We start from the raw sequence: 19417 nt of genomic DNA on the forward strand, positions 1-19417 counted from the left end.
CCGGATTCCGTTCAGCAACAGATAACCCCACCCCGAGCCAAAACGATCCGGTGGAAAGCCACAAAAAAAGACCCCACCAACAGGTGAGGTCTCCATAAATTTCTTCATCTCCCTGGAACGACTCGGGTGCGTCCCGCACCCGACAGCGGCTCTCTTCTCCCGTACCAGGAATAGACTTGGGAGAGTGGATCAGATGTGCATTTTTCGAGGGGCCGTTTCATCCTCACGTAGGTTTACTACGCTGCGGTGAAACGGCCCCTCGAAAAATGTGCAGATGGCCCGCTATCGCAAGCCGCCCCTGCTAATCCTCCAACTCAGAGGCCAAGGCGGCGATCTCTTCGCGGATGATCTTGGCCGCCTCGGCGGGAACGAGCTGGGCAATCTCCTCGCGCAGGCGGCGCTCCAACTCCTCGACGCGGCCTTCGAGCTGGCGGACCGTGGCCTGAAGCGCCTCCAGGGTGGGCTCGCCCTCCACATGGGTCTCGGCCAGTAGCTGGTCCACGTCGGCGTCCACGTTCATGCCCGCGTCGGGCGGCATGGCTTCGGCGGTCAGGGCGTCATCCAGGGAGTCTTCGTCCAGGTCCATGACCAGGGCGTCGTCCAGGTCCGCGTCCGTCTCCTCGGCGTCCATCACCCCGGACACGTCCACCTCGACGTTGTCCAGCAGGCTGTCCACATCCTCGATGTCGTCGTCATCGAGCTGGTCCAGGCCGGTCAGCTCCGCGTCCACCGGGGCTTGGACCGCATCGGGTTCCGGGACCGCCTCGTCAAAAACGTTGCCCTTGACGACTACGGGCTCGTCGAGCTCCAGGGGTTCCGGCTCGGCCTCGGGCTCGATTTCCGGCTCCATTTCGAGTCCGGCTTCCGGCTCGTCCATGATGGCCTCGATGTCCTCGGCAGCGACCGCCTCGTCCACCGGCACCTCGGGCGCGGGCTCTTCGGCCATGGCGGCCAGCATGTCGTCGGCCAGATCATCGGCCGGTTCTTCGGTAAGGTCCTCGGTCAGGTCTTCGGCAGAGGCCTCGGCCGTTTCACCGGCATCAAGGGAAATTTCCTCTTCGGGCTCGAAGGCGGCATCCTCGCCGATCAGGTCGTCGAGATCGATGAGCTCCCCGTCCTCGTCTTCAACTGCTTCGGGAGCTTCGCCAACCTCGGCGGCCTCCTCCACCAGGTCGTCGAGATCGATGAGCTCCTCATCCTCGTCTCCGGCGGCCTCGGCCACATCCTCCTCGGCGATGTCGTCCACCAGGGCCTCGACCTCGTCGGCGCTCTGCGCGGCGGGCTCCTCGGCCAGGTCGACCACTTCGTCGAGCACGATCAGATCGTCTTCGCCGGCATCCTCACCGGCATCCGGTGCGGCGGGCTCCTCGACCAGATCATCCAGGATCAGCAGGTCTTCGTCCTCGTCCCCGGCTTCGCCGCCGGGAGCGGGCTCCTCCACCATGTCGTCCAGGACCAGGAGTTCCTCGTCGGCGTCGTCAGGCTCCACCTGATCGTCGAGCACGATGGGGCCGCCGCTCTCGTCCACGACGGGAGCGTCCTCGAGATCGTCCGCGAACAGGTCCTCGAGCTCCTGCTCGAAATCCGCGTCCACGGTATCGGGATCAAAGCCCTCGCTGTCCGCAACGGGTTCGTTCAGCACGTCGCGCACATCGGCGTCGTCTTTGGGAGGAGGCGGTGGAGCCGGGGTCATGGATACCTCCAAAGGAGTTGGAAAAAAGGGGGGCCGTGTCGCACAGCCCCCCTTGCATTCACCTTAAAGGCTTATTTGGGGTGGCATTCCTTGCAGCTGACCGGAACGGCCTTGCCGGCCTTCTTCTGGTCCTTGTGGCAGCCGAGGCAGGAAGCCTGGGACTTCTTGCTGTGGAAGGCGGAGTAGAAGCCGGTGGGCTCCTTCTTCGCGGCCTTGCTGGCATCGGCGTGGCAGCCTTCGGCGGCGCAGCTCTTGGCCTCGTCCGGGGTCTTGGCCTTGTGGTGACAGACCAGACAGTCCAGTCCGCTGTCCACGTGTTTCTTGTGCGGGAAGGTCACGGGCGTCTTGGTCGCTTTGGCGCCGGCGGGGACTTCCATGGTGATGGTGTCCGCAGGCGCGTTGGCCGCAATGACCACGGGCAGGCAGAAGACACACACCAGGGCGGCCACCATCAGGCTGATGATGAGAGATTTCTTCATTTACCTAGTTCCTCCTGTTGCATAAAAGATAGACAGTCACACTCTCTACTATGCGGGATAAATAAGTATCCACCCCCTGTCAAGCGGGGGCTGCCATCGTAGACCCTTGCTTTTACCCGATAAACCCCCTTGAGCGCAAGGGGGGAATTACACTTTGATCCAACGGTTTACAGGGCGTATTTGCGGTGATAGCCGCGCGGAGTGAGCATGCGGCCTTCCACCAGGCGGGTGGCTGAGTTGCCGACGATGAGCACGGTCTGCATGTCCACCTTGTCCACGTCCACGGCCTTGAGCGGCACGGCCTCGACGAACTGGCCCGCGCGGTACGCCTTGCGGACCATGCCCACCGGCGTGCTCGGCCTGCGGTACCGGCCGATGATGCCCAGCGCCTCGCGCAGGTGGTCCGAACGCTTCCGGGAACGGGGATTGTAGAGGGCGATGACGAAATCCGCGCTGGCCGCCGCCTGGAGCCGCTGCTCGATGCGCTCCCAGGGAGTCAGCAGGTCGCTCAGGGAGATGGAGGCGAAATCGTGCATGAGCGGCGCGCCGAGCAGGGCCGCGGCCGCGTTGAAGGCGGCCACGCCGGGGACGACCTCGAACGGCACGGTCTTGAGCAGCCCCTCGCTTTCGAGCACTTCCATGAGCAGTCCGGCCATGGCGTAGATGCCCGCGTCGCCGGAGCAGACCATGACCGTCTTGCGACCGGCCCGGGCGTGTTCCACGGCCTGCCGAGCGCGGTCCACCTCGCCCATCATACCCGTGGAGACCACGATCTTGCCCTCGAGAACCTCATCCGGGATCAGCTCGATGTAGCCCTTGTAGCCGGCCACCACCTCGGCCTCCTCGACGGCCCATCGGGCCGCCGGGGTGAGCAGGGACAGGTCGCCCGGCCCGAGACTGACCGCCTTAAGCACGGTTGCTCCGGGCCACGGCCAGGGTCACGGTATTGGTCTTCTCCTTGGTCACGACCAGCTCCCCGCCGTGGGAGGCGAGCAGGGCCGAGGCTTCGGCCACGCTGGGCACGCCCATGTGCGCCTGGACACGGTCGGACGGCGTGGGCGCGTCCACGGCCGCGAGCTGGGCCGTGGAATAGAAGACCGGCTCCACGCCGAACTCCTCGGCCGCTTCCAGCAGCCCGGCCTCGTTGCGCTTGGCCTCCACCGAGCCCACCGAGGCGATGGATTCCATGGAAAAACCGTATTTTTTGAAGACCATGTAGACGTGGTCGAGAATCTCATAGGTGGTGATGTCCCTCCGGCAGCCGATGCCCAGGTGCAGCACCCGGGGGTGCAGGGCCAGGCTCCCTTCCGGGGCGTCGTTGTGCCAGGAGACCCAGATGCCGGGCTTGGCGTCGTTCCAGTCCCCGTACCCGACCTTGCCCTCGAAGCTGGCGTTCCAGGCCAGGCCGAGCCAGTCCTCGGGGTCGTAGAGCTGGACCACGCGGTCCTCGAGCAGGGCCATGTTCACTTCCTTGACCTTGCCGATGGTTCCGATGGCCAATCCCTTGGCCATGGCCAGGCTGTCGATGGACAGGACCCCGGCCGCGTCCGTGGCCGTGGTGATGACCGACTGCCCGCCCATGATCCGGGCGCAGCGGTCGGCCAGTTCGTTGGCCCCGCCCAGGTGGCCCGAGAGCAGGCTGATGGCGAACAGCCCGGTCTGGTCCATGCAGACCACGGCCGGGTCGGTCTCCTTGCTTTGCAGGTGGGGGGCGATGCAGCGCACCACGATGCCCGCGGCGGCCACGAAGATGTGGCCGTCAAAGGCGTTGAAGGTGGCGGACATGAGCGTCTTGAGGGACTCGAACGAGATGGCGTCCTCGGCCTCCAGATTCTTGGAGGCGTAGAGGGTGCCCGGCAGTCTGGCTGCCAACCGCCTGCCCATGGTCAGTCCCTGGGAAGTCAGTGTGTATATGGCGATTTTCTTAGCTGGCATTGCTATCATTTAGCAGCAACCGACCTTTGGGGGAAGAAAAAAACGGCACGAAAAGGGTTGTTTTTTCCGGACTTGCCGCACGCTCCACGGGAAACGGGCCGGGAACCCGAAGGATTCCCGGCCCGGTGGAGTGCGCGCGGGCGGGACGGACCTAGAAGGCCACTGCCCGGGCCGCGTCCAGCGTCTTCTCGAAGTCCTCGTCCGAATGGGCGAACGAGGTGAAGGCGCACTCGAAGCCCGCCGGGGCCAGGTAGACCCCTTTGGCCATCATCTGCTTCCAGTAGACCGCGAAGGTCGCCTGGTCGCACCGGCCGGACTCGATCATGTTGGTCACGGGTTTGTCCGAGAAATACAAGGTGAAGGCCGAGCCCGCCTGGGCCACGTAGACCGGCTTGCCCTTCCCTTCGAGAATGGAAGCCAACTCGCCGGTCAGCGCCCTGGTCCTGGCCTCCAGGGTCGCGTAGTCGCACTCCTGGAGGCGCTTGAGGGTGGCCAGCCCGGCGGCCATGGCCACGGGGTTGCCGGACAGGGTGCCCGCCTGGAACACGCCGCCCACCGGGGCCATGTGCTCCATGATCTCGCGCTTGCCTCCGTAGCAGCCCACCGGGAACCCGCCGCCGATGATCTTGCCCAGCGTGGTCAGGTCCGGGGTGATCCCGTAGCGCTCCTGGGCCCCGCCCGGGGCCAGCCTGAAGCCGGTGATGACCTCGTCGAAGATGAGCACCGCGCCGTACTTTGTGCACAGGTCGCGCAGTCCCTGGAGGAAGCCCTCCTCGGGCAGGACCAGGCCCATGTTGCCCGCGCAGGGCTCGACGATGACACAGGCGATCTCGTCGCCGGACTCCTCGAAATGCTTTTTCACGGCGTCCAGGTCGTTGTACTGGGCCAGCAGGGTGTGGCTGATGACCTCCTCGGGCACGCCCGGGGTGCCGGGCACGGTGCCCGCCGCCGAACCGGCCGCGGCCAGGAAGGCGTCGGCGTGACCATGGTAGTTGCCGATGAACTTCACGAACTTGTTCCGCCCGGTATAGCCCCGCGCCAGGCGCAGCGCGGACATGGTCGCCTCGGTGCCGGACGAGACCATGCGCATCATCTCCATGGACGGGATGAGCTTTTGGATCTCCTCGGCCAGCAGGACCTCGCCCAGGCAGGGCGCGCCGTAGCTGGACCCGTGGTCCACGGCGGCGTGGGCGGCCGCGTTCACGGCCGGGTCCTGGTGCCCCAGGAGCATGGGCCCCCAGGAAAAGACGTAGTCGATGTACTCCCGGCCCTCCACGTCAAAGAGGTGCGCCCCCTTGGCGTTCTCGATGAAGACCGGCTCCGCGTTGACGTACTTGCAGGCGCGCAGCGGCGAGTTGACCCCGCCGGGCATGAGGGTCCGGGCCTTGGCGAAAAGGGATTTCGAATCCATGACGTGCTTCCTATTTGAAATAGACCATGGAGGTCTTCTTGAGTTCCTTGAGGGATTTGAGCGTGCAGTTGTCGTCGATGCCCACGGCCTGTTCCAGCTCGGCCACCACCTCGTCGGTCTGGCCCGGGCGCTCGCCGTGGATCATGGTGTAGACGTTGTAGGTCCACTCCGGATAGGTGCGCCGGACGTAGCAGTGGGATATCTCGGGCCGGTCCGCGAAGATCTGCCCGACCTCGTCGGTACGATCGCCCGGCACCCGCCAGGCGACCATGGCGTTGTGGCCGTAGCCCGCCTTCTGGTGGCGCAGGGTGGCCCCGAAGCGGCGGATGATCCGGCGTTCCTTGAGATCCTTGATGAGCCCGATGACCGCGTCCTCGGTCACGCCCGCCTGGTCGGCTATGGTCTTGAACGGCCGCTCCGTGTCCGGCAGGTCGCCGCCGGCCAGGGCGAGAATCCTTTCCTCGGTGTCGCTGAATTGTATTGCCATGGGTAGGGTCTATACCCTCGCCCGAACCGGGATGCAACCTCCCCCCGGGGAAAACTCCCCGCCTCGCGGCCCGGCCTAGAAGCTTGAGAGTTCGCCGCTCCCCTCGCCCGGTCCGGCATGCTCAGCGGCCAGCGCCCTGCACACGGCCTGGCCCTGCGAGACTCCCCCGTGCTCCGAAATGGCCTGCAAGGCACTCGTCCCGGCATCCGTCCCCCCAATTCGAAAATAGCTCACGGTGTCGGTCAAATGCCTGGCCTGAACGGCCAGGTCTTCCGAGGTCGAGGACATCTCCTCGGCCGAGGCGGCATTGGACTGAATGATCTTGTCCAACTGGCCCACGGCCTTGGACACGTTGTCCGCGCTGGCCGAAAGTTCCCTGTTGGACGAGCTTATCTCCTCGATCATTTCCGAAGTCCGCTTGATGTCCGGCACCATCTCTTCGAGCAGCCTGCCCGCCTTTTCGGCAACGGCCACGCAGGACTCGGACAGGACGGAGATGTCCTGGGCCGCCGAACCGCTGCGCTCGGCCAGCTTGCGCACCTCGGAGGCGACCACCGCGAACCCCTTGCCGTGCTCGCCTGCCCGGGCCGCCTCGATGGCCGCGTTGAGCGCCAGCAGGTTCGTCTGCCGGGCGATTTCCTCGATGATGGCGATCTTCTCGGCGATGTCCTTCATGGCGACCACCGTCTGCTGCACCGCGCTGCCGCCCTCTTCCGCCCTGGACGCCGTGCGTATGGCTATCTCCTCGGTCTGTTTGGCGCTGTGCGCGTTGGTCTTGATGGCCCCGGCCATCTCCTCGATGGACGCCGAGACTTCCTCCACCGAAGCGGCCTGCACCGAGGCCCCGCGGGACACGTCCCCGGCCGTGGAGGAAAGCTCGCAACTGCCGGAAGTCACCTGGGCCGAACCGGACTGGATGCCGCCGACCACCTCTCGCAGCTTGTCGCGCATGAAAATCAGCCGTGCGGCCAGCTTCCCGATCTCGTCCCTGGAGTGGATCCGCAGGTGGGCGTCGAGTTCCCCGGAGGCGAGCTGCTCGGCAAAGGCCACGCCCTTGGACAGGCTGGTGACGATCTTCCCGGCGCAGAGGATGAAGGAGGGCAGCAGAGTCAGCAGGGCGGCCGCAAAGACCGCCAGAGACATCCACAGGGCCTCGGACAGCACCGAGCGCATGTCGGCCGTGGCCTCGGCCGTCTCCTCCCGGATGGACTCGACCATGACCTGCAGCCCTTTCGAGATGGCCTCGCCGTCCGCGTCCAGGACGTCGTCGATCTCGGCGAAGGCCTTTTCGATGCGGGCCTGCTCCACCGCGCCCTCTTCGATCAGCCGCCGCAGATCCACCCTGATGGCCTCCTCGATCCGGGGCACGGCCCGGGCTATGGAGACGTGAAGGGCCCGCTCGGCGTCACCCTGGAGGTACGGCTCAATGGCCCGCAGGCGGGCCTCCAGCGCCTCGGACGCGCTCGCCATGATCGCCGTCCGCTCGTCGGAGATGCGGCCCTCGCCCCGGTCGATGATGGAATCCATGGCCGCCAGCACGAGCCTGGAGTGGGCCAGTTGCATGGCCGCGACCTCGGCCGAGGCGTAAGTCGCGCCGCGATCGTCGAAGGCCCGCCCGAGCTCGGTCAGGTTCTCGTCGATGACCGTCCCGGCCTCGTCGATCTCGTCATCCATCCTGGCGAAATCGGCCTCGATCTCTCCCAGGCGCCGCGCCGAATTCTCGATCAGCCCCTTGAGCTTCACCCGGACCCCGTCCACGAAGGCCGCCACCGACCGCACTACCCGGGCCGCCTCGGCCTCCTCCTCGGGCGTGTCCGCGGCCCGGCGCAGGGCCTCGGCGTTGTCCAGCAGGAACTTGCCGGTCTGGTCGATGGCCGCCATCCGTTCCGGGGCGATGGCCCCCTCGGCCTTGTCCACGATGGAATCCATGGCCGCCAGCAGCAGATCGGTCTGGGCCATGCGCATGGACTTGACCAGCTCCAGCTGCTCCTGGCGCAGGATCAGGTAGTCCGCGCCGTCGCTCACCGAGACGTTGTTCCAGACGATGACGCCGCCCAGGAGCAGCAGGGCCAAGGTCATGCCCGAGCCCATCAGGGCCATTTTCAACTTCAACGACATATTCCCCCCTCAGTTAGGCTACTTTGCCGCAACCGTAGCATATGCGGCGGGAGATGGCACCCGAACGGGCGTTATTATCATCTCCGGACCGGACCTCCGGTCTCCGGAAACAAGGCCGCCGGGCCTTGCCACAGGCCGCCGCCGTACGTATGCTGGCTGGCCGCAACTGCACAAAAGGAGACATTCCATGAAGATAGCCGTACTGGGCGCGGGCGCCTGGGGCACCACCCTGGCCGACATGCTCGCCAAGAACGGACGGGAGACCACCCTGTGGGCGCGCGAGCCCGAGGTGGCCGCCGACATCCGCAGTCACCGCGAGAACCGGGTCTTCCTGCCCGGCGTGGCCCTGTCCGACCGCCTCATGGTCGAGTCCGACCCGACGATCGCCTTTGCCGGGGCCGACTACTTCCTGGTGGTCATCCCCAGCCAGTTCATCCGCCCGGCGCTGGCCGGGTTCCGCGACCTGCTCCCGGAGAGGCCGGTGATCGTCAACGCGTCCAAGGGCATCGAGCTGTCCTCCCTGGCCCCCATCTCCCGCGTGGTGGGCGAGGCGCTCGAGGGCAAGGCCCCGCGCTACGCGGCCCTGTCCGGCCCGTCGTTTGCGGCCGAGGTCTCGAGGGACATGCCCACGTCCGTGTCGCTGGGCTGCGAGAGCCACGACCTGGGCCGCGAACTCCAGGAGGCCTTCTCCACCCCGTATTTCCGCGTCTACTACACCCCGGATTACCGGGGCGTGGAACTGGGCGGCGCGGTCAAGAACGTCATCGCCATCGCGGCGGGCATCGCCGACGGCCTGGGCTTCGGCCACGACGCCCGGGCGGCCCTGATCACGCGCGGCCTGGCCGAACTGAGCCGGCTGGGCGAGGCCATGGGCGGCCAGGAACGGACCTTCATGGGGTTGTCCGGCATGGGCGACCTGGTCCTGACCTGCACCGGCGACCTGTCGCGCAACCGCCAGGTGGGGCTCAAGCTCGGCCGGGGCCAGACCCTGGACCAGATCATCGGCGAGATGAAGGCCGTGGCCGAGGGCGTCAAGACCACCCAGTCCCTGCACGACCTGGCGGCCAAGCTCGAAGTGGAGTTGCCCATCACCGAACAGGTCTATAAGATACTTTATGAAGGCAAAGATCCGGCCAGGGCCACCACGGACCTGATGAGCCGGGATTTGAAGGACGAATAACCGGAGGGCATCATGTTAGATCAAGAGTTGCTTTCTTCTTTACCCCCAGATCCTATGCTTGCCATAGGCGTCCTTTATGAAAAGATCTCAGGAAAAAGGACTTATGCTGCGACGTTAGAGGGTTTCTACGTTTTTAAATCTTACTGTGAAAAAATGGGTCTCAAGTTTCAATACCCTATGATCACTGGAGACCAAGCTCAGATTACGACCAAGATAGCAGCGTTTTACACAAGCATTTTACCTCAAATTAAAGAATATGAGGTAGCCGCAAAAATAGACTCTTATCTAATAAAGCCTGTGAAAATAACAGCAAAAGACAAAAAAGAAATACAATCTATTTTAAACACCTTAAGGGACAGAATTAAGGAATGTGATGAAATTGAAGACGACTTCAAACACCGACTACTAGTAAAAGTAAATGAGCTTCAAAGTGAATTGGACAAACCAACATCAGATCTCGATATGGCTCTTGGGAAAGCTGTCAAAATTGGTCTTACCATTGAAAAATTATGTAATAATACCAAGCCACTGCTTGAACCACTGAGCAAAATCTTTCGCGTTCTTGATAGGGTGACCAGTAATCATGAAGGGCTACCTCCTTCTAACAATCTTTCGCTCCCCTACGGACCTGAGGACACAACAGATGAAAAAAATTCTTAAGTTGGCACTGGTCCTCTTTTTACTCGGCGGCTGCTCCAAGCCCTGGACCCACCCGGAATACTCGGGCGCGACCCTGGACCGCATGTTCAAGAACGACTCGGTCCAGTGCGAGGTCGTGGCCGGGGAGAAGTACCCCCTGGACAAGCACAAGCAGAACAAGGAATTCATCATGTGCATGACCGACAAGGGCTGGAACTACCACCCGGACGGCCAGGGCATCACCTTCCAGACCAAGCCGCGCTAGGCGGGATCCGCCATGGCTGAACGTCCGGTTCTCGTACTCGGCTCCACGGGCTACGTGGGCGGGCGGCTGGTGCCGCTGCTGCTCGCGCGCGGCCACCGGGTGCGCGCCGCCGGACGCAGCGTGGAGAAGATCCGGGGCCGCTCCTGGGGCGACAAGGTCGAGGCCGTGCGCGCGGACATGCACGATCCCGACAGCCTGAAACGGGCGGCCGAGGGGTGCGACGCCGCCTTCTACCTCGTCCACTCCATGACCCGGCCGGGCCGCGACTTCGCGGAACAGGAGCGCGACGCGGCCTACAACATGGTCCGGGCCGCCGAACACGCGAAGTTGAAAAGGATCATCTACCTGGGCGGCCTGGGCGAGGACCGCGAGGACCATCCCCTTTCCAAGCATCTGCGCTCCAGGGCCGAGGTGGGCCGCATCCTGACGCTGGGCCCGGCCCGGGTGACCACCCTGCGCGCGGCCCAGATCATCGGCTCGGGCTCCTCGTCCTTCGAGCTGGTCCGCTACCTGGCCGACCGGCTGCCGTTCATGATCACCCCGGCCTGGGTGCGCACCAGAACCCAGCCCATCGCCATCCGCAACGTGCTCGGCTATCTCGCCGGGTGCCTGGAGAACGCGGCCACGGCCGGGCTGACGCTGGACATCGGCGGGCCGGACGTCCTGTCTTACGCGGAGTTGTTCCACCTCTACGCCGAGGTGGCCGGCATCCCCCGGCGGCGGCTGCTGCCCCTGCCCTTCGTCTCTCCCCGGCTGTCCTCCTTCTGGGTCTCGCTGATCACCCCGGTGCCCATGGCCCTGTCCCGGGCGCTCATCGACGGGCTGCGCAACGAGGTGGTCTGCCGGGACACGCGCATCCGCGACCTCGTGCCCCAGGACCTGCTGTCCTGCCGCGAGGCCATCCGCCTGGCCCTGGAAAAGACCAAGCAGCAGGCCGTGGAGACCTGCCTGTTCGACGTGGGCTCCGCCTGCATGCCCGAGTGGGCCTCGGCCGACGACCCGCTCTACGCGGGCGGCACCCGGTTCGAGATGGGCTACCGGGCCCGGCTCCAGGGCGACCCGGGCAAGGTCTGGGAACAGGTGGCCCGCATCGGCGGGGAACAGGGCTGGTATTTCGGCGACCCGTTGTGGCGGCTGCGCGGCTTCATCGACCGGCTCATGGCCGGGCCGGGAATGAAGCGGGGCCGCCCCCACGGCGACCGGGCCCCGCGCGTGGGCGACGCCCTGGACTTCTGGCGGGTGCTCGCCTCGGACAAGGGGCGGCGGCTTCTGCTCCTGGCCGAGATGCGCCTGCCCGGCGAAGCGCTGCTGGAATTCCGCATGGACACCCAGTGGGAAAACGCGGTGGACCTGTCCATGACCGCCAAGTTCCTGCCGCGCGGCCTGACCGGCATCCTCTACTGGTACGCCATGTATCCCTTCCACGTGGTGCTCTTCAAGAACATCATCGAGAACATCTCCGACCTGGCCGGGACCATCCTGTACGAGCCCGCCCGGAGGGTGCGCTAGCCGTGGCGAAAACCCTTCGGAACGGCCGGACCACCGGCTCCTGCGCCTCGGCCGCGGCCATGGCCGGGGTGCGCTTCCTGCTCACGGGCGAACGCCCAAAGACCGTGGACGTCCCCCTGCCGCCGGGCGGCACCCTGGCCGTGCCCATCGAACGCATGGAGCCCGGGGACGGCGGGGTGCGCGTGACCGTGGTCAAGGACGGCGGCGACGACCCGGACGTGACCCACGGCCACGACATCCAGGCCGTGGTGAGCCTGGAGCCGGGCGAGACCTCGCCGCCCGCCGTGTTTCTGGACGGCGGCAAGGGGGTGGGCCGGGCGACCCTGCCGGGACTGCCCGTGGCCGTGGGGGAACCGGCCATCAACCCGGAGCCGCGCAAGCAGATAGAGGCCGCCGTCCGACTGGCCGCGAAAGGATTCGCCGGGCGCATCCTGGTGACCGTGGAGGTCCCGGAGGGCGAGACCATCGCCAAGGCGACCATGAATCCGCGCCTGGGCATCGTCGGCGGCATCTCCATCCTCGGCACCCAGGGCATCGTCAAGCCCTACTCCCACGCATCCTTCAAGGCGACCATCGCGGAAGGGCTGAGCGTGGCCCGGGCCCAGAACCTCGACCGGGTGGTCTTCACCACGGGCAGGCGCAGCGAGCGGTTCTATATGAACAGCCGCCCGGATACCCCGGAGACCGCCCTGATCCAGGCCGCCGACTTCTTCGCCTTTTCCATGCGCGCGGCAATGGAGCACGGGTTTACCGAGGTCGTCTGGGCCGTGTTCTTCGGCAAGCTGGTCAAGCAGGCCCAGGGGCTGGAGTACACCCACGCCAAAACCCACCCCGTGGACTTCGTCCTGCTGGCTAAGCGCTGCCTGGAGGCGGGCATCGACCCGGCGCGCGTCCCGGCGGTGCGCGAAGCCAACACAGCGGCCCAGGTCCTCGACATGCTCCGGGACGATCCGGCCCGGAATAATTTTATTAAATTGCTGGTAAAGAAAGCGGCCGGGCATGCCGATAAGTGGGCAGGCAACAAGAGCAATGTTTCCTACGCGGTGTTCGACTTCGACGGACACGCCCTGGGAGGCTAGGCCCGGCGCACGACAACAACGCACGCGCCCGGCGGAAACGACAAGATGATGAAGGGGCGCACATGCCGATTCTTTCCCTCGTGATCCCGAACCATGACTACGGCCGGTTCAGCGACAGGCTCTTCGCTTCGCTGGCCGCGCAGACCATGGGGCTTCGCGACGTGGAAATCCTGTTCGTGGACGACGCGAGCGGCGACGATTCCGTGGCCAGGGCCGAGCAGTGGGCCGGACGGCTCGACTGCGAGCGGTTCGCCGTGGAGCGGCTGGAACGCGTGGGCAGGCCCGGTCCGGTGCGCAACCACGGCCTGGCCATGGCCCGGGGCCGCTATCTGTTCTGCCTGGACCCGGACGACGCCCTGCGCCCGGACTTCATGGCCCGGTGCGTCGAGGCCCTGGAGGCCAATCCCGGGATCACCGGGGTCTACCCGGACTATTACGAACACACCCCGACGGCCTGCCGCGAGACGCGGCTGCCCGACTTCAACCAGGGGTTGCTGCGCGTGCAGAACATCCTGCCACCCACGGCCATGTATCGCCGCGAAGTGTGGGACGCGGGCCTGCGCTACCGCGACAACACCGATTACGAGGATTGGGACTTCTGGGTACAGTGCGTGGCGGCCGGGGCGCGCTTCCTGCACCTTCCCGCGCCCCTCTACGACTACCATTTCCACGACCAAAACTTTTCCTACAGGGCGCGTCTGAACGACGGTCCCGCCAAGGCGGCCATCGTCCGCAACAACCCCGGATTCTTCCACCCCGAGGTCGCGCAGTGGGCCGAGGACCTGCATCGCGGCCGCCTCCACTCCCAATCCTTCACCCGGGGGCACATCCCTTCCCCCAACGACATCAGGGCCCTGTTCAAGGCCATCGAGGAAACGGTCCTGACCGCTTCCGGCTTTTAAGGGGAGCACGAGAGAAAAGCGGCCATGTGCCGATCAGCGGAAAGCAAAAGGCCGTCCATCGGGACGGCCTTTGTCATGGATTCTACTCGCCTTTCTGAAACGCCTCCCAGTCGGCCAGAAACGCCGCCAGCCCCTTGTCGGTCAGGGGGTGGTGCATGAGCTGCATGATCGTGGCGTACGGCAGGGTGACGACGTCCGCGCCGATCAGCCCGGCATCGAGCACGTGCAGGGGGTGGCGTACCGAGGCCACCAGGATCTTGGTGTCGAAACCGTAGTTGTCGAACAGGGTCCGCATCTGGTCCACGCCCTCCATGCCGGACTGGCTCAGCCCGTCGAGCCTGCCCACGAAAGGCGAGACATAGGTGGCCCCGAGCTTGGCCGCGAGCAAAGCCTGGGTGGGCGAGAAGACCAGGGTCACGTTGGTCCTGATGCCGCGCTCGGTCAGTTCCCGGAGGGCCTTGAGCCCCTCGGGGATCATCGGAATCTTGACCACCACGTTGGTCCCGAAGGAGACCAGGTCCTTGGCTTCCTTGATCATCTGCTCGTGGCTGGTGCCGATGACCTCCAGGGAGACCGGGCCGTCGACCATCTCGCAGATGCGCGCGGCCTGCTTGCGCCAGTCGCCGCCCTCGCGGGACATGAGCGTCGGGTTGGTGGTCACGCCGTCGAGCAGGCCGAGTTCACCCACTTCGCGGATCTGGTCCAGGTTGGCGGTATCGAGAAAGAATTGCATGGTTCCTCCTAAGTGGTCGGGCGGGACGCGCCGGGTTTGCCCGGGTGTGATAACATAAACAAAATAAAGTGGAAACCTTCCGCAAGCGTTTTCACCACCCGCGCATTGCCCTTCCCCCCCGGCCCGGTTTCGTTTACATAGGGACAATGACCAAGATGGAACCCGTCCGCATCATCGGGCTGTCGCCCGGCTCCCTCACCCCCTCCGGCTCCGCGAAAGAGGCCCTGGCCCGGGCCGACCTCGTGGTCGGCGGCAAGCGGCTGCTGGCCGCCTGCCCGGACTCGCTGATACCGGAGAGCGCCCACCGGCTGGCCATCGCCGGGCCGCTCAATCCGATCATCGAGGCCGTGCGCAAGAACGCCCGCAAGGGGCGCAAGGTGGTGGTCCTGGCCGACGGCGACCCGCTTTTCTTCGGCATCGGCAAGCGGCTGGGCGAGGAGCTGGGCCGCGAGAACCTGCTTATCGAGCCGAGCCTGTCCACCGTGCAGCTGGCCGCGGCCCGGCTGGCCCTGCCGTGGCAGCATATGGACTTCGTTTCCCTGCACGGCCGCGACGACTTTTCCCCGCTGTACGCCGCCTTGGTGCGCGCGGACCTGATCGCGGTCTTCACCGACGCGGTGAACTCGCCCGCCGAGGTGGCCCGCGCCCTGCTGGAGCGCGGCGCGGACTGCTTCTCCATGACCGTGCTCGAAAACCTGGGCGCGGCGGACGAGATGATCCGGCCCCTGGCCCTGTGGGAAACCTGGGGCATGGAGTTCTCGCCGCTCAACCTGATCGTCCTGGAGCGCCAGTATCCGCCGGAGATCGCCCTGTCCCTGGGCATCCCGGACCATTTCTACCTGCACCAGAAAAACCTGATCACCAAGCTGCCCGTGCGCGCGGCCGGGCTGGCCCACCTGGGCGTGGCCCCGGACTCCACGGTCTGGGACCTGGGCGCGGGCTGCGGGTCCGTGTCCATCGAGGCCTCGCATCTGGCCCGGCGCGGCCGGGTCTTCGCCGTGGAACGCAACAAGACCCGCGCGGCCATGATCCGCGAGAACATCCGGCGCACCGGGGCGTGGCTGGTGGACGTGGTCCTCGGCGAGATGCCCGGGGCCCTGGAAGGGCTGCCCGAGCCGGACCGCATCTTCATCGGCGGGGGATTGGGCGGGGAATCCAACCAGGACACCGCCCTGCTCGAGACCGCCTGCCGCAAGCTCAAACCGCGCGGACGGGTGGTGGTCCACTGCATCCTGCTCGACTCCCTGCACGCGGCCAAGGATCATTTCCAGTCCCTGGGCTGGCACTTCGGCGTGACCCAGCTCCAGGCCTCGGCCACGGACTCCCTGGCCGGTGACCTGCGCTTCAAGGCGCAGAATCCGGTCTTCGTGCTCTGGGCCGAAAAGCCCTAGCGGACGCCTCAGCGAACCTCCATGCCCGCTCCCTTGGGGAGCACGACGGACCGGCGGCAATACCTGTCCACCAGCCGCTCGTAGGTCCCGTTCCGGCGGATGGCCTCGAGGCCCTTGTCGAAACGGTCCAGGAGCTCGCGCCCCCCGGGGTAGTTTTTGGAGACCATGAGGTGCTGCGGATTAAGGTTCCAGGGCGTGGGGGTGGACCGGAAGAGATGGGCGCGGCTGGGAAAGATGCGGTTGATCAGGGTCCAGCCCACCAATTCGTCCTCGGCGAACAGGGCGGCCCGCAGCTCCCACAGCCTGCGCACGCCCGAGGCCTCCCCCGGGGCGTAGTCCACCTTCAACCCCTTCCGCTTGAAAATCTCCTCGTAGTAATGGCCCGAGGTCCCGGCGATGGTGTAGTCGCTCAGGGCGTCCAGGGAGGTGTAGTCGAACTCGCCCATCCGCCCCTTGAGGTAGAAGAAGACGTTGCGGCAGACCCAGATGGACTCGCTGAACCAGGCGTATTCGGCACGCTTGTCCGTGCGGGCGTAGGGGTAGGCCCCGAAGGCCTCGCCCTCCCGGATCATCATGGCGCAGCGCCGCCAGGGGCGGTACAGGACCTTGGTTTCCAGCCCGGCCTCGGCAAAGGCGGCCACGACGATTTCGGTGAGCAGGCCCGGACGCTCCCCCTTGCTCAGAACGTACGGCGGGTACTCGTCGGTCACGAGGACGACCGGACCCTCGGCCCGGGCCGGGAGACCACCCGGAAGAACGAGGAGCGGAATCAGGACGGCGGGCAGGAGAAGAACGGATAGCCGAATCATGCCTTGTGATAACACGCTCCGGCCCTGTTCGCCCTTATTTTTTTTGCCTGCCCCACAGCAAAGTGTGGCACCCCCGATCCGCATGTATTACCCTGCGCACCATGCCCGACGCCAATCCTTCGCCGCGCCCGGTCCGCGCCCTGTTCTCCTGGGCCCTGTACGACTGGGCCAACTCCGGATTCGCGGCCCTGGTCCAGACCTTCGTCTTCGCCGCCTACTTCGCCCGGGCCGTTGCTGAAAACGAGACCCTGGGCACGGCCTGGTGGGGCAACATGATGGGCGCGGCCGGGCTGATCATCGGCCTGGGAGGCCCCCTGCTCGGAGCCGTGGCCGACCGCACCGGGCGGCGCAAGCCGTGGCTGGCGGCCTTCACCGGCCTGTGCATCGCGGCCACCGGGCTGCTCTGGCTCGTCCGGCCGGACCCGGCCTGGCTCTGGCCCGCCCTGCTGTTGGCCGGAGCCGGGACCATCGGCAGCGAGTACGCCATGATCTTCTACAACGCCATGCTCCCGGACCTGGCCGACAAGACGCGCATCGGCCGCTGGTCGGGCTGGGGCTGGGGGCTGGGCTACGCGGGCGGGCTGGTCCTGCTGCTTGTCGCCCTTTACGGCCTGGTCCAGCCCCCCGGCTGGTTCGGCGTGCCGCGCGCCGACGCCCTGAACGTACGCGCGGTCATGCCCCTGACCGCCCTGTGGTATCTGGCCTTCTGCCTGCCGCTTTTCCTGTTCACTCCGGACACGCCGTCGGCGGGCGTCCCGTTCAGGCGCGCCGTGGCCGAGGGAGCGGCCCAGTTGCGCCGGTCGCTCAAGGACCTGCGCGAGCACAGGGCCATCGCCCTGTTCCTGCTGGCCCGCATGTTCTACAACGACGGGCTGACGACCATGTTCGCCTTCGGCGGCATCTACGCGGCCGGGGCCTTCGGCATGGACCCCGGCGAGGTCATCGTCTTCGGCATCGGCCTGAACGTGACCGCCGGGCTGGGCGCGGCCTCCTTCGCCTGGCTGGACGATCGGCTGGGCCCCCGGCTGACCATCCTCCTCTCCCTGGTCGGGCTGACCGTGCCGGGCGCGGCCATCCTGCTGGTCGAAAGCAAACCCCTGTTCTGGATTTTCGGGCTGGCCCTGGGTATATTCGTGGGGCCGGTCCAGGCCTCGAGCCGGTCCTGGCTGGCCCACGCGGCCCCGGCCGAGGTGCGCACCGAGATGTTCGGGCTGATGGCCCTGTCCGGCAAGCTGACCTCGTTCATCGGACCGTTCCTGGTGGGCTGGCTGACCCTGGCCACCGGCAGCCAGCGGCTGGGCATGTCCGCCGTGGTCGGGCTCTTTGTCCTGGGCCTGATCGGCATGCTCTTCGTGCCCGCCGCAAACCGCAACCAGGAGTGAACCATGTCCGACTTCCGTTTCGAGCTGACCGACCGGGAAAAACAATACCTCAAGGACCTGGTGGTCCGGTCCATCTCGTCGGGCCTGGGCCTCGGCGACGGCGATGCCCGGCCGCCCGAGCCGCCCACGGACAAGCTGCGCGAGCACCTGGGGGCGTTCGTCACCCTCAAGCTCGGCGGCAACCTGCGCGGCTGCATCGGCAACGTCCAGGGATCGGGCCCGCTGTACCGCACGGTCTGGGACATGGCCCTGTCCGCCGCCTTCCGCGACCCGCGATTCCCCCCGCTCTCCGAGGAGGAATTCCGGCGCATCGAATATGAGATATCCATCCTCAGCCCCATCGAACCGTGCCCGGACCCGGCCCTGGTCGAGGTCGGCCGCCACGGGCTGATCATGAGCGCCCACGGCCGCTCGGGCCTGCTCCTGCCCCAGGTGCCGGTGGAGTGGGACTGGGACCGCGAGACCTTCCTGGGCCAGACCTGCCGCAAGGCCGGACTGCCGCGCGACGCATGGAAGGATCCGGACACGTCCGTCTTCTGGTTCGAGGCCGAGGTCTTCTGAGGTTCCGGACACCGGGAAATTCCCCTATCGACATCGGTAGTTGATCTCGTGTATAGATTTCTTCCATAGAATGGCTGGCCGGATATCCCGCCGCGCCGCCGCGCAGCCCGCCCCCGGGCAAGGTGTTCCATGGACGTGAAGCCGGACAAGACCGAAACCGCCGAAGGGGCCGACAACACGATCGCCCCGGCCAATGCCAAGGTGCTGAAGATGCCGGGCGTGCAGTTGCGCGTTTCCCTGGGCAAGAACGTGATCATCCGGGTCCCGGGCGCGGACCGCTCCTACCGGGGCCGCATCGTGGGCTTCGACCCCTACGACTACCTCATCGCCTCGGTCCGGCTGCCCGGCCGCATCCGCGACCAGCTGTCCCTGGGCGGGCAGATCATCGTCAAGTACGTCCACCAGGGCACGGTCTACGGGTTCAAGACCACGGCGTTCAACGCGATCACCTCGCCCACCTCGCTGGTCTTCTTCGCCTACCCGTCGGTCATCGAAAAGGTCGAACTGCGCCGGGACACCCGGACCAAATGCAACATCGACGCCCGGCTCCTGGCCGAGGACGCCGAGTACGAATGCATGGTCGTCAACATCAGCGCCACGGGGTGCAAGGCCACGGTCCGCGCCGGAGTGCGCGACCCCATCGCCCGGCTCGAGGTGGGCGAAACCATGGTGGCCGCCATCAGCCTGGGGACCGAAGGCACGCTCAAGCTGCCCATCGTGGTCCGGAACATCAAACGGGAACAGGGCCTGCACATACTCGGGGCCATGTTCCTGGACCTGAGCGACGTGGAAGAGGAACGTATCGGAACGTATCTGGAGAGAATGCGCAGACTGTCCCGCTAAC

Annotated in this window: 19 protein-coding genes; 10 read left to right on the forward strand and 9 right to left on the reverse strand. The window is 66.1% G+C overall.

What is annotated here, in order from left to right:
• Window positions 1–301: 301 nt before the first annotated feature.
• The 7 genes from BerOc1_RS06885 to BerOc1_RS06915 all read right to left on the reverse strand — a co-directional run bounded on the left by BerOc1_RS06885 (window position 302) and on the right by BerOc1_RS06915 (window position 8123).
• A complete protein-coding gene (locus BerOc1_RS06885; RefSeq protein ID WP_129586496.1) occupies window positions 302–1693 on the reverse strand; it encodes a midas domain-containing protein in 1392 nt (463 codons plus the stop codon).
• 71 nt (window positions 1694–1764) lie between these two features.
• Window positions 1765–2172 carry a cytochrome c3 family protein gene (locus BerOc1_RS06890; RefSeq protein WP_071544984.1) on the reverse strand — a complete coding sequence of 136 codons (408 nt, stop codon included), beginning with the start codon at window positions 2170–2172 and terminating at the stop codon, window positions 1765–1767.
• A 167-nt stretch (window positions 2173–2339) separates the two neighbouring features.
• Window positions 2340–3086, reverse strand: a complete 747-nt coding sequence (cobJ, locus tag BerOc1_RS06895) for a precorrin-3B C(17)-methyltransferase (protein ID WP_071544985.1) — start codon at window positions 3084–3086, stop codon at window positions 2340–2342.
• Window positions 3079–4107, reverse strand: coding sequence for a cobalt-precorrin 5A hydrolase (locus BerOc1_RS06900; RefSeq protein WP_071544986.1), 1029 nt, complete (start codon window positions 4105–4107; stop codon window positions 3079–3081). The genes cobJ and BerOc1_RS06900 overlap by 8 nt, the downstream gene beginning before the upstream one ends.
• Before the next feature lie 151 nt (window positions 4108–4258).
• Entirely contained in the window at window positions 4259–5518 is a 1260-nt protein-coding gene (gene hemL / locus BerOc1_RS06905) for a glutamate-1-semialdehyde 2,1-aminomutase (protein ID WP_071544987.1), read from the reverse strand.
• A gap of 10 nt (window positions 5519–5528) precedes the next feature.
• Window positions 5529–6005 (reverse strand): siroheme decarboxylase subunit beta, encoded by a 477-nt coding sequence (gene ahbB / locus BerOc1_RS06910; RefSeq protein ID WP_071544988.1) that lies wholly within the window; start codon window positions 6003–6005, stop codon window positions 5529–5531.
• 75 nt (window positions 6006–6080) lie between these two features.
• Window positions 6081–8123, reverse strand: a complete 2043-nt coding sequence (locus BerOc1_RS06915; protein WP_071544989.1) for a methyl-accepting chemotaxis protein — start codon at window positions 8121–8123, stop codon at window positions 6081–6083.
• Window positions 8124–8310: 187 nt separating this feature from the next.
• Here BerOc1_RS06915 and BerOc1_RS06920 point away from each other — a divergent pair, with 187 nt between their 5' ends.
• From BerOc1_RS06920 to BerOc1_RS06940, 6 genes are all read left to right on the forward strand, one after another.
• Entirely contained in the window at window positions 8311–9303 is a 993-nt protein-coding gene (locus BerOc1_RS06920) for an NAD(P)H-dependent glycerol-3-phosphate dehydrogenase (protein ID WP_071544990.1), read from the forward strand.
• A gap of 12 nt (window positions 9304–9315) precedes the next feature.
• Entirely contained in the window at window positions 9316–9963 is a 648-nt protein-coding gene (locus BerOc1_RS18820) for a hypothetical protein (RefSeq protein WP_129586497.1), read from the forward strand.
• Window positions 9947–10207 (forward strand): hypothetical protein, encoded by a 261-nt coding sequence (locus BerOc1_RS06925; protein ID WP_071544991.1) that lies wholly within the window; start codon window positions 9947–9949, stop codon window positions 10205–10207. The genes BerOc1_RS18820 and BerOc1_RS06925 overlap by 17 nt, the downstream gene beginning before the upstream one ends.
• 12 nt (window positions 10208–10219) lie before the next feature.
• Window positions 10220–11716: an SDR family oxidoreductase gene (locus tag BerOc1_RS06930; protein WP_071544992.1), complete on the forward strand. Its 1497-nt coding sequence runs from the start codon at window positions 10220–10222 to the stop codon at window positions 11714–11716.
• Window positions 11608–12795 carry a cobalt-precorrin-5B (C(1))-methyltransferase CbiD gene (gene cbiD, locus BerOc1_RS06935; RefSeq protein WP_371912966.1) on the forward strand — a complete coding sequence of 396 codons (1188 nt, stop codon included), beginning with the start codon at window positions 11608–11610 and terminating at the stop codon, window positions 12793–12795. Before BerOc1_RS06930 ends, cbiD begins: the two co-directional genes overlap by 109 nt.
• A 62-nt stretch (window positions 12796–12857) precedes the next feature.
• Window positions 12858–13697: a glycosyltransferase family 2 protein gene (locus BerOc1_RS06940; protein WP_071544994.1), complete on the forward strand. Its 840-nt coding sequence runs from the start codon at window positions 12858–12860 to the stop codon at window positions 13695–13697.
• 82 nt (window positions 13698–13779) lie between these two features.
• Here the strand turns inward: BerOc1_RS06940 and fsa are convergent, their stop codons facing one another.
• Window positions 13780–14430: a fructose-6-phosphate aldolase gene (gene fsa, locus BerOc1_RS06945; RefSeq protein ID WP_071544995.1), complete on the reverse strand. Its 651-nt coding sequence runs from the start codon at window positions 14428–14430 to the stop codon at window positions 13780–13782.
• 146 nt (window positions 14431–14576) lie between these two features.
• Between fsa and BerOc1_RS06950 the strand changes: the two genes are divergently transcribed.
• Window positions 14577–15821 carry a bifunctional cobalt-precorrin-7 (C(5))-methyltransferase/cobalt-precorrin-6B (C(15))-methyltransferase gene (locus BerOc1_RS06950; protein ID WP_071544996.1) on the forward strand — a complete coding sequence of 415 codons (1245 nt, stop codon included), beginning with the start codon at window positions 14577–14579 and terminating at the stop codon, window positions 15819–15821.
• A gap of 8 nt (window positions 15822–15829) precedes the next feature.
• Here the strand turns inward: BerOc1_RS06950 and BerOc1_RS06955 are convergent, their stop codons facing one another.
• A complete protein-coding gene (locus tag BerOc1_RS06955) occupies window positions 15830–16531 on the reverse strand; it encodes a substrate-binding periplasmic protein (protein ID WP_165610795.1) in 702 nt (233 codons plus the stop codon).
• 200 nt (window positions 16532–16731) lie between these two features.
• On the opposite strand from BerOc1_RS06955, the gene BerOc1_RS06960 reads away from it, so the two are divergent.
• From BerOc1_RS06960 to BerOc1_RS06970, 3 genes are all read left to right on the forward strand, one after another.
• Window positions 16732–18012, forward strand: a complete 1281-nt coding sequence (locus BerOc1_RS06960; protein WP_071544998.1) for an MFS transporter — start codon at window positions 16732–16734, stop codon at window positions 18010–18012.
• Window positions 18013–18015: 3 nt separating this feature from the next.
• Window positions 18016–18573 carry an AmmeMemoRadiSam system protein A gene (gene amrA, locus BerOc1_RS06965; RefSeq protein WP_071544999.1) on the forward strand — a complete coding sequence of 186 codons (558 nt, stop codon included), beginning with the start codon at window positions 18016–18018 and terminating at the stop codon, window positions 18571–18573.
• A 129-nt stretch (window positions 18574–18702) separates the two neighbouring features.
• Window positions 18703–19416, forward strand: a complete 714-nt coding sequence (locus tag BerOc1_RS06970) for a flagellar brake protein (RefSeq protein WP_071545000.1) — start codon at window positions 18703–18705, stop codon at window positions 19414–19416.
• The last annotated feature ends 1 nt before the right edge of the window (window position 19417 follow it).

Origin of the sequence: Pseudodesulfovibrio hydrargyri (assembly GCF_001874525.1) — a bacterium.
GTDB lineage: Bacteria > Desulfobacterota > Desulfovibrionia > Desulfovibrionales > Desulfovibrionaceae > Pseudodesulfovibrio > Pseudodesulfovibrio hydrargyri.